Origin of the sequence: Paenibacillus praedii, from assembly GCF_049725345.1 — a bacterium.
Taxonomy (GTDB): Bacteria; Bacillota; Bacilli; order Paenibacillales; family Paenibacillaceae; genus Pristimantibacillus.
Genome location: NZ_JBMWAM010000006.1, coordinates 54,077 through 67,056, shown reverse-complemented (window position 1 = coordinate 67,056; position 12,980 = coordinate 54,077). Strand labels below are relative to the sequence as shown.

The 12,980-nt window shown below is 46.3% G+C and carries 15 protein-coding genes; 12 read left to right on the top strand and 3 right to left on the bottom strand.

Going from position 1 to position 12,980, the window contains the following annotated elements; all coding sequences use genetic code 11:
* The first annotated feature begins 184 nt into the window (after positions 1–184).
* The 4 genes from ACO9K6_RS07755 to ACO9K6_RS07740 all read left to right on the top strand — a co-directional run bounded on the left by ACO9K6_RS07755 (position 185) and on the right by ACO9K6_RS07740 (position 4,098).
* Positions 185–1,006 carry an alpha/beta hydrolase gene (locus tag ACO9K6_RS07755; protein ID WP_424766980.1) on the top strand — a complete coding sequence of 274 codons (822 nt, stop codon included), beginning with the start codon at positions 185–187 and terminating at the stop codon, positions 1,004–1,006.
* A 173-nt stretch (positions 1,007–1,179) separates the two neighbouring features.
* On the top strand, positions 1,180–2,250 hold the full coding sequence (locus ACO9K6_RS07750) for a DUF3048 domain-containing protein (RefSeq protein ID WP_424766979.1): 1,071 nt from the start codon (positions 1,180–1,182) through the stop codon (positions 2,248–2,250).
* A gap of 217 nt (positions 2,251–2,467) precedes the next feature.
* Positions 2,468–3,079, top strand: coding sequence for a DUF47 domain-containing protein (locus ACO9K6_RS07745; RefSeq protein WP_424766978.1), 612 nt, complete (start codon positions 2,468–2,470; stop codon positions 3,077–3,079).
* A gap of 23 nt (positions 3,080–3,102) precedes the next feature.
* Positions 3,103–4,098, top strand: coding sequence for an inorganic phosphate transporter (locus ACO9K6_RS07740; RefSeq protein ID WP_424766977.1), 996 nt, complete (start codon positions 3,103–3,105; stop codon positions 4,096–4,098).
* Positions 4,099–4,322: 224 nt separating this feature from the next.
* Here ACO9K6_RS07740 and ACO9K6_RS07735 read toward each other — a convergent pair whose 3' ends face one another.
* Entirely contained in the window at positions 4,323–4,856 is a 534-nt protein-coding gene (locus tag ACO9K6_RS07735) for a hypothetical protein (protein WP_424766976.1), read from the bottom strand.
* Between the two features lie 194 nt (positions 4,857–5,050).
* Here ACO9K6_RS07735 and ACO9K6_RS07730 point away from each other — a divergent pair, with 194 nt between their 5' ends.
* The 8 genes from ACO9K6_RS07730 (at position 5,051) to ACO9K6_RS07695 (ending at position 10,316) form a co-directional block, all read left to right on the top strand.
* On the top strand, positions 5,051–5,341 hold the full coding sequence (locus ACO9K6_RS07730; protein WP_028612369.1) for a YerC/YecD family TrpR-related protein: 291 nt from the start codon (positions 5,051–5,053) through the stop codon (positions 5,339–5,341).
* 9 nt (positions 5,342–5,350) lie between these two features.
* Entirely contained in the window at positions 5,351–6,127 is a 777-nt protein-coding gene (locus ACO9K6_RS07725; protein ID WP_424766975.1) for a sirohydrochlorin chelatase, read from the top strand.
* Between the two features lie 63 nt (positions 6,128–6,190).
* Entirely contained in the window at positions 6,191–7,105 is a 915-nt protein-coding gene (locus tag ACO9K6_RS07720) for a diacylglycerol kinase (RefSeq protein WP_424766974.1), read from the top strand.
* Positions 7,106–7,185: 80 nt separating this feature from the next.
* Positions 7,186–8,709, top strand: a complete 1,524-nt coding sequence (gene rlmD / locus ACO9K6_RS07715) for a 23S rRNA (uracil(1939)-C(5))-methyltransferase RlmD (protein WP_424766973.1) — start codon at positions 7,186–7,188, stop codon at positions 8,707–8,709.
* 25 nt (positions 8,710–8,734) lie between these two features.
* On the top strand, positions 8,735–8,911 hold the full coding sequence (locus ACO9K6_RS07710; RefSeq protein ID WP_424766972.1) for a DUF3934 family protein: 177 nt from the start codon (positions 8,735–8,737) through the stop codon (positions 8,909–8,911).
* Positions 8,912–8,927: 16 nt separating this feature from the next.
* A complete protein-coding gene (locus ACO9K6_RS07705; protein ID WP_424766971.1) occupies positions 8,928–9,371 on the top strand; it encodes a HEAT repeat domain-containing protein in 444 nt (147 codons plus the stop codon).
* Positions 9,372–9,443: 72 nt separating this feature from the next.
* The gene (locus tag ACO9K6_RS07700) at positions 9,444–9,731 is read left to right on the top strand and encodes a hypothetical protein (protein WP_424766970.1); all 288 of its coding nucleotides are present in this window, start codon (positions 9,444–9,446) and stop codon (positions 9,729–9,731) included.
* Positions 9,732–9,839: 108 nt separating this feature from the next.
* On the top strand, positions 9,840–10,316 hold the full coding sequence (locus ACO9K6_RS07695) for a GNAT family N-acetyltransferase (protein ID WP_424766969.1): 477 nt from the start codon (positions 9,840–9,842) through the stop codon (positions 10,314–10,316).
* Here the strand turns inward: ACO9K6_RS07695 and ACO9K6_RS07690 are convergent.
* Entirely contained in the window at positions 10,313–10,570 is a 258-nt protein-coding gene (locus ACO9K6_RS07690; protein ID WP_424766968.1) for a GNAT family N-acetyltransferase, read from the bottom strand. The genes ACO9K6_RS07695 and ACO9K6_RS07690 overlap by 4 nt on opposite strands.
* A 115-nt stretch (positions 10,571–10,685) precedes the next feature.
* Positions 10,686–12,740: a methyl-accepting chemotaxis protein gene (locus ACO9K6_RS07685; RefSeq protein ID WP_424766967.1), complete on the bottom strand. Its 2,055-nt coding sequence runs from the start codon at positions 12,738–12,740 to the stop codon at positions 10,686–10,688.
* Positions 12,741–12,980: the final 240 nt, after the last annotated feature.

The following is a 12,980-nucleotide window of genomic DNA, read 5'->3' as shown; positions in this document are numbered from 1 at the left end:
CATAAATAGAACACCTCCCGCTTGATTGATCTTGTGCGTAGTATACCCCGGACAGGCTTCTAAATATGATTGCTTTCTTACCTTCTGTTGATTGACAGAACACAAGCAGTGATGCTATAGTAGTGCTACTAATTCATAGTATACAGGTAGGAATTATTATATTTGGCAATAGGAGGGTTTCCGGATGGAAAAACAATTGACGCTGCGGCATGACGGTCTGGAGCTTGCCGCCACACTGCATTACCCGACAGATGGGAGCAGAAATGATGCTGACAAGCGACAGGCAATTATTATATGCCACGGCTTTGTTGGTTCACGCGTTGGCGTAGACCGTCTGTTCGTGAAAACAGCGCGTGCGCTTGCGGCACAAGGGTCTTATGTACTGCGCTTCGATTATGGCGGCTGCGGTGAAAGCAGCGGTGATTATGGGGCGCTAGGCTTCAATTCGATGGTCGATCAGACCCGAACTGCGATCGATTACGTCGCTGGCATGGAATGCGTCGATCCGCGCCGTATTGTCTTGCTTGGGCATAGCTTGGGAGGCGCTGTCGCGATAATGACAGCGGTGAAGGACCGCCGGGCCAAACGTCTCGTGCTCTGGTCGCCGGTCGCCTACCCTTTTAACGATATTGTTCGGATAGTAGGAAGGGACGGCTATGATGAGGCTGTGAAGACAGGATCCTCTGATTATCAAGGCTACACACTGCAGCCTGTCTTCTTCGAATCGCTCATGCAGCATCAGCCGTTCCAGGCCGCTACGAAATTCGGCGGTGAGGTGCTGATCGTTCATGGTACGAGCGATGAGCTTATTCCGGTCGATTACAGCTTCCTGTACCAGAAAGTGTTCTGGACTAGAAGCGAAGGGCTGTGCGATAAGGAAATTATTTTTCAGGCTAACCATACGTACTCTACCCGCAACCATCAGGAGGAAGCGATTCGATTATCCGCAGATTGGCTGAATGGTCTTGATAAGCAGCAGGAGGATTGGCATAACTGGAGCATATAACGAAAGCAGAACGAGGTACGCCAAGGGAAGTAGGCATACCTCGTTTTGTTATTTCAACTTTTAAACGGAGATGGCAACTTTTTTGTCGAGACAATCGTTTGTATATGTGTTTAAATGGAAGCTAGATGCTAACGAATACAAGCTATACATAGCTGGAAAAGGCAGGGTTGCTTATGGACAAACGATTGCGGAGCTTGGCAGGCGCATGGTTATTGTCACTTATCCTATTGTTAACGGCATGCAGTGGAGGCGGCGAAAATGTAAACTCCCCGGAATCGGAGAACGTGATGGAGCCGATTGAGACGTCGCAGCCATCGCTAGAGCCTGCTCCGCTTCCTTATGATGCGCCGCTAACCGGTCTGAAGCTGGAGACAGCTGCGGCAGCGAGACCGATCGTTGTCATGATCAACAATTTTGCGGCAGCTCGTCCTCAATCTGGACTTACGAATGCGGATGTCGTTTGGGAAGTGCTTGCCGAAGGCGGCATAACGCGGTTAATTGCAGTATTTCAAAGCACGGAAGCGCTGACGGATACAGTTGGGCCGATTCGCAGCATCCGGCCTTATTTAATAGATATCGGAGACAGCTATGGCGGTGTGCTCGCGCATGCAGGAGCAAGTAACGACGGCTATGCAATCTTGCAGCGGCGTGACAAGCCGTATTTGGACGAAATTTCGAATGCAGGCAGCTATTTCTGGAGAAGCAAGGAACGGAACGCTCCTCATAATCTTTATTCGAGCTTAGAGAAGCTGCGCGAGGGTGCGGAGAGCAAGAAATACAAGACCGATGTGACGGTTCCTGCTTATACCTTCACGGAAGGCGGAGCGGCCGAGGCTGGAGCGCCTGCGACCGGCATAACGATTCGATTTATGCTGCAAAATTATAAGGTTGGCTATGAATACGATGCGGTGAGCGGCTTGTACAAGCGCTCCATCGGCGAAAAGCCGCATATTGATATGAATAATAATGAGCAGTTAACGGCTGCTAATTTAGTTGTTCTCGGAGCGAGCCACAAAACGCTTGATAGCGAAGGACGCCTTGCTGTGGATTTAACAAAGGGAGGTCCCGCGATGCTGTTTCAGAAGGGGAAAATGATTGAATTGGATTGGGTTCGCAGCCCGGACGGCATGATCCGGATTGTAAAAGACGGGGCGGAGGCCGCTTTTGTCCCAGGCAAGACCTTCTTCCACATCGTCCCAAGCAAGACCGCATTAACGGAGCATGTCACTTGGGTACAATCATAGCTCTTTGGTTACACTGTTAACAGACGTTAATGGACGAGCTTGTAAGGAGGAAAGGCGCAATCCAGTGATGGGGTTGTGTTTTTTTCTGAGCTTTATGAAAATCAAAATTTTTTTTATTTCCTTTACAATAACTTAACAAATAAATTGTATTCTGTGATAAGATATTGTGGGCTCGTCGCATGACGGCTAATCATCCAAGTCAGTAAAGGGGATTAACATGTTTAAGAAAAAGGATATTTTCTTCAAGACGTTTGAAGAGATGGCGGATACGCTCGTAGAAGCGGTGGAGTATTTTGCTAAAGGTGTGTCAAATCTATCGGATGTGACGGCTTTTGCCAAAAGGATGAAGGAGTATGAAAGTCAGTGCGACCAGTACACGCATACGATCCTAAAGGAGCTCAATAAGACGTTCATTACACCAATCGAGCGTGAAGATATTATGGCGCTTACGACCTCGTTGGATGATGTGCTTGACGGGATTGAAGCATGTGCTTCCCGATTTGAGATGTACAATATTCAAGAGAAGGACGAGTATATTACGCTGTTCGGCGATATTCTTGTTCGTTCGGCCCACCAAATAAAAAAAGCAATCTACTTGCTTACTCAGAAGAAGCTGCTGGCAATTCGCGAGCCTAATATTGCGCTCAATGAGCTGGAAAACCAGGCGGATGACCTGCTTCGGGTTTGCATAAAGAGCTTGTTTACGAATGTAAGTGATCCAATTGAGCTGATGAAACGCAAAGAGATTTATGAAATGCTGGAGCAGACGACCGACTACTGCGAGGATGTTGCCAATACGCTCGAATCGATCATTATGCGTAACAGCTAAGCTGAGGGGTAGGAGTCTTACTAATGGAATTATACATTCTGTGGATTGTTGTGTTTCTGGCGCTCTCGTTTGATTTTATTAATGGATTTCACGATACGGCTAATGCGATCGCTACATCGGTATCGACACGCGCATTAAAGCCAAGAGTCGCGATTGTTTTAGCGGCAGTTATGAATTTCGTCGGCGCGATCACCTTTACAGGTGTGGCGAAGACGATCGGCAGCGGCGTAGCGAACCCTGCGGATCTTGAGCATGGGGTTGAAATCGTCATTGCAGCCTTGATATCGGCGATTGTTTGGAACCTTATTACCTGGTGGTTCGGCATTCCATCCTCCTCATCGCATGCTTTGATTGGCTCGCTTGCCGGTGCGGTTATTGGCGGAGCGGGCATGGGCGCGATTAACTCAGGCGGCTTGATGGATATCGTCAAGGCATTGCTTATCTCTCCATTGATTGCCTTCGCCGCAGGTTTTATTTTAATGTGGATATTGAAAATTATATTTGCGAAATCCAGCCCGCATCAGGTGAACAAAGGCTTCCGGTTTGGACAAATTCTTACGGCAGCCTTCCAATCGTTCTCACATGGTACGAATGATGCGCAAAAGGCGATGGGGATTATCGTATTCGCACTCGTCGCGGCTGGTATTCAGGACAATATGGACGTGCCTCTGTGGGTTAAGCTCTCCGCAGCGATAGCAATGGCGCTTGGTACATCAGTCGGCGGCTGGAAAATCATTAAGACGATGGGGACGAAGATTTTCAAAATCGAGCCAATCAACGGCTTCGCCGCAGATATGGGCTCTGCCATGGTTATCTTGACGGCTACTATGATTCATTTGCCAGTCAGCACAACGCATGTTATCACCTCGTCGATTCTCGGTGTGGGCAGCGCGAAGCGCTTCTCTGCCGTTAAATGGGGTGTTGCAGGTCGAATCCTTATCGCCTGGGTGATCACCATTCCAGTCACAGTCTTGATGGCGATGGTTACCTATTGGCTGATTCACTGGCTCTTCTTGTAAGAAGAGAAGAATGAAGGAAGCTGAACTGAACGATTTCTAATCAGATAGTGAGGAAAACCTCACTCGCCAGGAGCCTTACGCTCATGGGGAATGAGATTTGCCTCACTATTTTTTTGCGTTTTAGATATTCACATTTCAATAACAGCTGTTAAAATGAGTTATCCACAGCGGTACAAAGAAAAATTCAGCTGTGTGAAGATGTGCATAAATAGGTTCAATTATTTCTATCGCTTGCGCTTCGTGTTTCGTCTGCGGGAGGCACCGCCGCTAGCAGTACCGGAGGCTGAGCCGGTCTTGCGGCGCTTTCGTCGTTTGGGTCTCCATTCCGGGGTGTCCTCCTCATCTGCGTTTTTAGCAGGCTTTTTGAAGGAACCCATAAGAACTTTTACTAGCGGCGCCATTTGAGAGACGCTCGACATCACCTTTTGCACCTTCTGTACGGTGCTAAGAATGCCATCGATGCCCCCCATACGATCGACAAAGCTTTTAATCTCGCCTAGACTGGCGAGGGAAAAGCCGCCTGTTTTGGAGGTGGCGGTTGTTTCAACTAGTTGATTGGTGGACTCGGGTATAATGGCGGGCAGCATATCCTGCGAGAATGTTAGTCCCTCAGGAGGCATAGCCGGGAAATTTCCTCCGAAATTAAATCCTCCCGACTTGGCGCCTAACGATTTGCTTGGCGGACCCTGAGCTTGGAGGTGGCCGCTGTCCCAATCGTTGTGCTGGTTGCCATTACCGGGGTTATTGCGATAATTCACACGGATCACAACCCTTTTTTATAATAGTTTATGGAGTAGGCGAACATACGGATTGGACGAATGTCCCGAGTGCGCAACTTTTTCTAGATAAATGTCTCTTCTGTCCTGTAAAGCGTGAATACGGTAACGTTTGAAAAAAACGTCTAAAAAAGCTACAATAAGAGCATTAGTTCTTACACTAGGAGTGAATGCGCATGCAGCTCAAAAAGCTGAACGATAAAGCAATAGATCAATTATTCGAAGCGATTCTTACATTGAAATCGGTTGAGGAATGTTATGTTTTTTTTGACGATTTGTGCACAGTGAATGAAATTCAATCTTTGTCGCAGCGGCTAGAGGTTGCCAGGATGCTCGGAAAGGGCAGCACATATAATCAAATTGAGGCAGAAACAGGTGCCAGCACGGCAACGATCTCGCGCGTGAAGCGTTGTTTGAATTACGGAAATGACGGTTATAAAATGGCATTAGAACGTCTGGGAAGGTAGGAGCTCGCGATGAAACGTGGAATTTTAGTAATCAGCCACGGTTCAAGAGAGCAGGAGTGGGTGCAACTGGTCGATGCAGCGGTAGCTGCTGCGGCAGCATCGCCACGGTTGAATGGCACTCCTGTTGTATCGTCCTTTCTTGAAATCGTTGAAGGGCGCCTTATTCAGGATGGAATTGATGCATTAGAGCAGCAGGGTGTTACGGATATGCTCGTGGTTCCGCTGTTCCTGTCCTCAGGCAGTACGCATGTGGATGAGATCGGCCAAGCGTTTGGACTTCCGTGGGTATCGGATCTGGCGGGCGATCTTGGCACTTTTCGTGTTGCAGCACGCGTGAAATATGGTCTGCCAATTGATGATGATCCGGAAATCGCAGAGCTGCTTATTCACAATATTGCGGAGCTGACAGTAGAGCCTGCGACTGAGGCTTTGCTTCTAATCGGCCATGGCAGCAAGGAGAACGTATTCCACGAGCGCTGGCAGCATGGACTCACGCTGCTTGGTGAACGGCTCCGGAAGCTTGGCGGCTACGCGCGAGCGGAGTACGCGATGCTGCTGCCGGATCAGGCTGCCAAGAAGCTTGCGGCGATGCATGCGGAGCACCCGGAGGAAGCGGTTATTGTTGTACCGCTGTTTCTGAGTCAGGGATATTTTACGAACCATGTCATCCCTTCTCGGCTTGAAGGTCTGAACTATCGTTACAATGGTCAGGCAATGCTGCCTCATTCTGCAATCGAACGGTGGCTGGAGCGGCAAATGACAGAGTGGCTGGAAAACTCGCATTAAAGAATGGATGGCATGTTTATATATAAAAAATTTGTCGAGTGTATAGTTGGGGGTGTATAGGCGATGGCAATCAAAAGAGCAAGACTTATCTATAACCCGTCAGCGGGACGAGAAGAAATGAGAAAACGATTGCCTGAAATCTTACAGCGGCTGGAGCAGGGCGGTATCGAAACAAGCTGTCATATGACGACTGGCGAAGGAGATGCCACGCTTGCTGCGGCTGAAGCAGCAGGCCGTGATTATGATATGATTATTGCGGCGGGCGGAGACGGTACGCTTTATGAGGTCATTAATGGATTGACAGAAAAGCCCAATCGTCCTCCGCTTGGTATATTACCGGTGGGCACAACCAATGATTTTGCGCGGGCGATGGGGATACCGAAAAATTTGGAATATGCGGTCGACTTGATCACTCAACAATATACGCGTCCGATTGACGTTGGAAAGGCGAATGAGCGTTATTTTATAAATATTGCCGGCGGCGGCTCCTTAACGGATCTGACGTATGATGTGCCGAGCAAGCTGAAGACGATGATCGGTCAACTGGCTTATTATATGAAGGGTTTGGAGAAAATGACCCGCCTCCGTCCTACCGAGTTGACCTTACAAGCGGCCGGTATTGGTGAATTCCATGATGAGTTTATGATGTTTTTGATTTGCAACAGCAACTCGGTTGGCGGTTTTGAACGTCTTGCGCCAGGTTCAAAGTTGGATGATGGCTTGCTGGATGTGCTGCTTATCCGCAAGTGCAACCTGCCGGAGTTCATTAAGCTGGTGTCGCTTGCAGTGCGAGGCGAGCATATGAATGATCCGCATGTGATCCATTTTCGGACAAATGAGCTGAAGGTGACAACGCCGGATTATGTGCAGATTAATTTGGATGGTGAATACGGGGGCGTGCTGCCGTTCACCTTCTCGGTGCTGCCATCGCATTTGCGGATTTTTGCCGATGAAACGGGCGAGTCTACTTATCAATAGGGTATAGACAGATATCAGATTTAGGGAATAATGGTCATAAACAGCGGGCGCTGGCATTGAATGAAGAGCGGAGAGAATGTATGCATAAAGGAAAAAATAGAGGCAGGTCGCGCGGCGCAGCAGGCAAAAGCCCAGCGGTGCAGCTGGATGCCCCTTTTCAAAAAAATGATGAAATCACTGTCGATATTATTGGCATGACGCATGACGGAGAAGGGGTGGGCCGTGCTGCCGGCTTTACCCTTTTTATTCAGGGGGCGCTTCCTGGTGAACGCGTTCGCGCGAAGATCATGAAGATGAAGAAGCAGTATGGCTATGCCAGGCTGGAGGAGCTGCTAGAGGCAAGTCCATCGCGCGTGAATCCGCCTTGCGATATTTATAAGGAGTGTGGTGGCTGCCAGCTGCAGCACTTCGATTATACGGCTCAACTGGAGTGGAAGCGTCAGCATGTGGTGGATAATCTGAAGCGGATCGGCAAGCTGCATGTGGCTGGGGAAGAAAACAGCCAGACTGGCAATGGACAAGCTGTTGAGATAGCAGACCACGAAGGGCAGGAAGACAAGGGACAGCGTGAGGGTATTGTCGTCCATCCGACGATTGGCATGTCTGAGCCGTGGCGTTACCGCAACAAAGCAGCGGTGCCTATCGGGCCGAGTTCGGCTGACGGCAAGCTGCTCGCGGGGTTTTATGCCCGCGGCAGCCACCGGATTATCGACATGGATGATTGCCTGATCCAGCATGAGCATAATGATGAAGTTATTCGCGCCGTGAAGCGCATCGGGCGCGAGCTCGGCGCCACGCCTTATGATGAAGGAACAGGCCGAGGCGTACTGCGTCATGTGATAGCGCGGACCGGTGTGGTGACGGGTGAGATTATGGTCGTATTGGTTACAAACGGCAAGAAGCTGCCGCAGGCAGAACGCTGGGTGGAGCTGGTCCGCGAAGCGCTGCCGGGCGTGAAGAGCATCGTTCAGAACGTGAATGAGCGCGATACGAATGTGATTTTTGGCGATGAGACTCGCGTGCTTTGGGGCAATGAAGTGATCTATGACGAGCTTGACGGAATTCGCTTCGCGATATCCGCGAGATCGTTTTATCAGGTAAATCCCATGCAGACGATGGAGCTTTACCGGAAGGCGGTTGAGTATGCGGGCTTAACCGGTACCGAGACGGTCATTGATGCTTACTGCGGCATCGGAACGATTTCATTATTTCTCGCGCGGCAGGCGGGCCGCGTGTATGGGGTTGAAATCGTGCCGGAGGCGATTGAGGATGCAGCGCGGAATGCGGAATTGAACGGCATAGAGAACGCGATCTTTGAAGCCGGGCCTGCGGAGGTCGTCATTCCCCGCTGGCGCGAGGAAGGGATTACGGCAGACGTCATTGTCGTCGATCCGCCGCGCAAAGGCTGCGATCCGGCATTGCTGGAGACGATTCTCGCTATGCAGCCGGAGAGAGTCGTTTATGTAAGCTGTAATCCATCCACCTTGGCGAGAGACCTAAGAGTGCTGGAAGATGGCGGGTATAAGACGATGGAAGTCGTGCCTGTAGATATGTTTCCATGGACGGTGCATGTGGAGAGTGTGGCTTTACTAGTTAGAGGTTAAATACCAATCATAATGGAGTGATTATTTGAGTAAAGCTAAGGGCAAGGGCGGAACAGGCAGGGGAACAGACAAAAAAGGCTGGAACCGTTGGCAAGCTAGTGCCAACAGAGCAAAAAATGCACCCAAACCGTATAAGAGCAAAGGCACTAAAAATAAGGATGGCGCAGCAGCTTCCAGTAATCAAAATAGCGACAAACAATAGAATAAGAGGGTGTCATATGACTAAATTTGAAGTAAGTAATGAATTGCCTGCAAATTATGAGGAATTAAAAATATGTGCGAATCGGACGTCCAATTGGAGAGAACGTTTAGATGCTGTGGAAGAGCTAGGCCAGTGGAAACACAAAAAAACGATCGATGTACTTACGCATAGAATGAATAACGATGCCGTGTATAAAATTCAAGAGGCTGCATACCGAAAGCTCAAACAATTTGGCGAGGATGTTCAACTGCCTCCCAAGAAAAAAGGCGAGTTGTTTAAAGGCGTAACCAAAATCTTGGTAAGAATTAAGAAAAGCTTGCCAGAAGGTCACTCGTTTGAACAATTTAAAGAAAAATTTAAAAAGATGAGACTCGATATATACGATACCTACGAAGGTGAAAAGGGCGCTGACTTTGATCAGTGGCTTGAAAATACGTGGACTTCGTTATCGACAAAGTAGTTAGGAATCGATAAAATAGATTAGAATCAATAAAATAGATCTAGGGGTGGTATTCTGAGAAAGCAAAAACCAATGTCCTTTGACGAATTGCTAAAGGATTTACAAGGCCAAAAAACGTTTCAAGAAGATCCAAATCATGTTACATTAGACGAGTTGTTTAATGAATCGTTTATGAGTAAGCATTCCAACTTTAAGAGCTTTGAGGAGTTTTTAGAGAAAGGAAACTTTCAAGTAAAGACTCATGAAGATATCAATAACATTCCGGACGAATTTTTTGATCGGCATGTTGCAAGAGAGACCCAGTTTGCTGATTGGCAATCCATGCTGGAAAGAGCGAATAAGGAATATACGAGTAAATAAGGATATATACTATACACAATAATATCGAAGAAGCAGGGAACGAAATAGTATCCTGCTTCTTTTTCTTTGTAGACTACACACGCTATAAATAGCAAAAGGAGATAGACAATGCCTACTATTAATGCAAAACCATTTGATCAAGAAATGCAAACCATCTTAAGTGAATTAATGTCCAGTTATCATGCAGGGGAATTGAGTAAGAAGGATATATCCGACATACCTGAAGATATATTTATAATTGAAGATGAAAATAAAATGGTCGGTTTTGGCGTGATTTGGGAATACGATAGCGGGAAACAGTTAATTCAAAAGGCGGAAAAGGATTATTTTAGCGATGATGAAAAATATCTGGAAAAGGACTTCTATATTGATATTAAGAACAAAACGGATTTTATATTTATAGAAGCATTGGATGTTTTGAAAGAATTTGAAGGCAAGGGTTATGCAGCATTGTTTGTGAATTGGCTTAAAGCGAAATACCCAAATAAAAAAATGTATGTATATACGCTAGATAAATCACGAAATTTTTGGTTTAAGCAGGGTTTTGAGGTTTTGGGCAATACAGTTTGGATGACATATAATTAAACTTGCTGATAAATTAATCGTCCGCGGATATCAATACGATTTGCTTGCAGCTCTTGTACGGCGTAATACGTTATCGCGTCTACGGCTTCCGTCATATAGCCTTGCCGGCTGAAGGAAGTGCGTATCCAATAACCAATTTCGAATTTTCGTGATTGCCAATCCATTCGGTGGAGACCGCCGCTGCCAACTAATCGTTTGCTTTCAAAGCTCTCTGGTATTGAAAATAAAATGGGATTCGTATCGATAGCGCCCATAGCCCCATCTCCTCAGAAAATATTTTCAGTAAACATAACATAGGTGTTATTCTCTGTTCAAGATAAAATCAAAATAGCCGCCCAAGAGGGCGGCTATTTGTATAATAAGTAATGGCTATATCCTAAACCTCTGAATGAGCTCCTGCATCTCTTCCGCTAACTTGGCCAGCGACATAGCAGAAGCGGTCATTTTCCCGGATGAAGCGGATTGCTCTTCTACAGAAGCAGATACCTGCTGCGTTTTAGAAGCTGCTTCCGTTGAAATGCTGGCAATTTGGTTAATATGATTTGCAATTTGCTCAATAGGCACCATCATCTGGTGAGAGGCTGTATTGACCTCTTGCATCTGGTCAGTCACTTGATTAACCGAGTGTTGGATGTCATCAAAAGTCTGTTCAACGGATTTGATTGCTTCAATTCCTTTGGACGATTGTTCGACGGTATGTTCCATGGAAAGGACTGTTTGTTCCGTATTCCCTAGAACGCTAGTAATTAACTCTTTTATTTGTTCAGAGGCTTGTTTCGATTCCTCCGCCAGCTTCCGAACTTCACCGGCAACAACAGCAAAGCCAAGTCCAAGCTCTCCTGCTCTAGCCGCTTCGATAGAAGCGTTGAGGGCTAGTAAATTGGTTTGAGTTGCTATTTGGGTAATAACCTCTACAATCTGTCCGATTTTCTTGGATTGTTCCCCTTGGCTTATGATTTTTTCCGCCACATGCTGAATATTTTCATGAATGGCCTCTATATCAGCAATGGCAGCGTATATAATAGTTGCTCCTTGTTTGGCCTTCTGAGAGGTTTCAAGGGAATTATTTGTCACATGCTGTGCATTTACGGTTACTTGCCTCATCCCGGCGGCAACCTCATTGATCATATCCGAACTGTAAGAGGCAAGTCTTGATTGATCTTCGGACCCGGCAGCTACCTGCTGAGTAGCTTTGGCGATCTGCTCGCTTACCTTGGATGACAATTCAGAGGTGGCGGACAATTGCTCTGATGATGCCGCGACCTGTTCAGAGGATAAGCTCACTCGCGCGATCATATCCCGCAAATGCAAGAGCATAGCATTGAATGCACCTGCTAATTCGCCAATTTCATCTTTGTTCTTTAAGTGAATCTGTTCAGCCGATAGGTCGCCAAGAGCAATTTGCTGCGCTGCTTTTGAAACGAGCTTGATCGGTTTTATGATTTTATTAACATAGAAGAGAATGATCATAGCGGATAATAGAATACTTAGTGCAATAACAAGCAGCAATCCGGATTGAAGGGAGTCGACTTTCTTCATATATTCAACGACAGGTATAAGCGTTAGAATATATAGCCCATATTTATCGTCCTTCACATAGGATGCCATTTGCTGAACACCATCTATGGTGATTTTTCCAAGCCCTGAGGATTGCTCATTCATTTTTGCATAATAAGCTTGAATATCCCCTGTTTCTTTACTAAAGTTCAGCTTCAAGGTATGTTCCGGATTATTGGATGCAAGCACTAGACCTGATGGATCAAGAATCATCGTATTTATTTGTTCTTCAGTATTGCTTATGGCTAATTGCTCAGTCAGCTTGCTTAAATCAACAGCCAACACGAGCACAGAGAGCACCTTATTCGTTGTTTCATCTACGATGGAGTTGGCGATCGCGATTACGGGTCTTCCCGTAATGGGGGAATACATATAGTCACTTATTGAAACACCAGGATTTTTTAACTGCTCAAAATAGTACGCTTCCAGCTGAGGATCTAATTTATAGCCTACGGAATTGCCTTTTATGCCATCCATAAATACTTTATCATCGTATGTAAAAAAAATATTTTCATACAGCCCGTTGGCATTCGTCAATCTACTATTTAAATTGTCGCTAATTTTGGCTACCTTGGAGCTGTCAATTGCCTTGCCATTAGCTATTTCTTTGAAAAAATCAACCATAAAAATTTCATTGATCATGGCATTGGATATTTGAAACTGCAAATCAAAGATGACATCGACTTGTTTATTCTTCTCCTTTGCAAGTGTTGTAAGGGAGCTGCCAGCTTCGCTTTCTAGTGCCTTGGATGCGGTGCTGCTCGTGTAGAAGAAATTAACCAGCATGGGAACAATCATCAACGCAATACAGATGGCCGAAATTTTCACGAATAAATTATTGAGCCTTTTTACATGGTGTTTTTTCATAGGTATATGCTCCTTTAGTGTTTAAAACGAGGGTTGTCAAATGTTTGTATAACTTTGAGTCGGCAGTTACATAAACATATGCTAATAAGCCTATCTTGTCAATAAATAAATAAGCGGTGTAACATGTCATTGTTTTTGATGGCAACGTATTGACATCAAAATTCAGGATATGGTATATAAAAGGAAGAATTAGCACTCAGGTGATTTGAGTGCTAATCGAGTTGCAGATTGAAAGGAGAA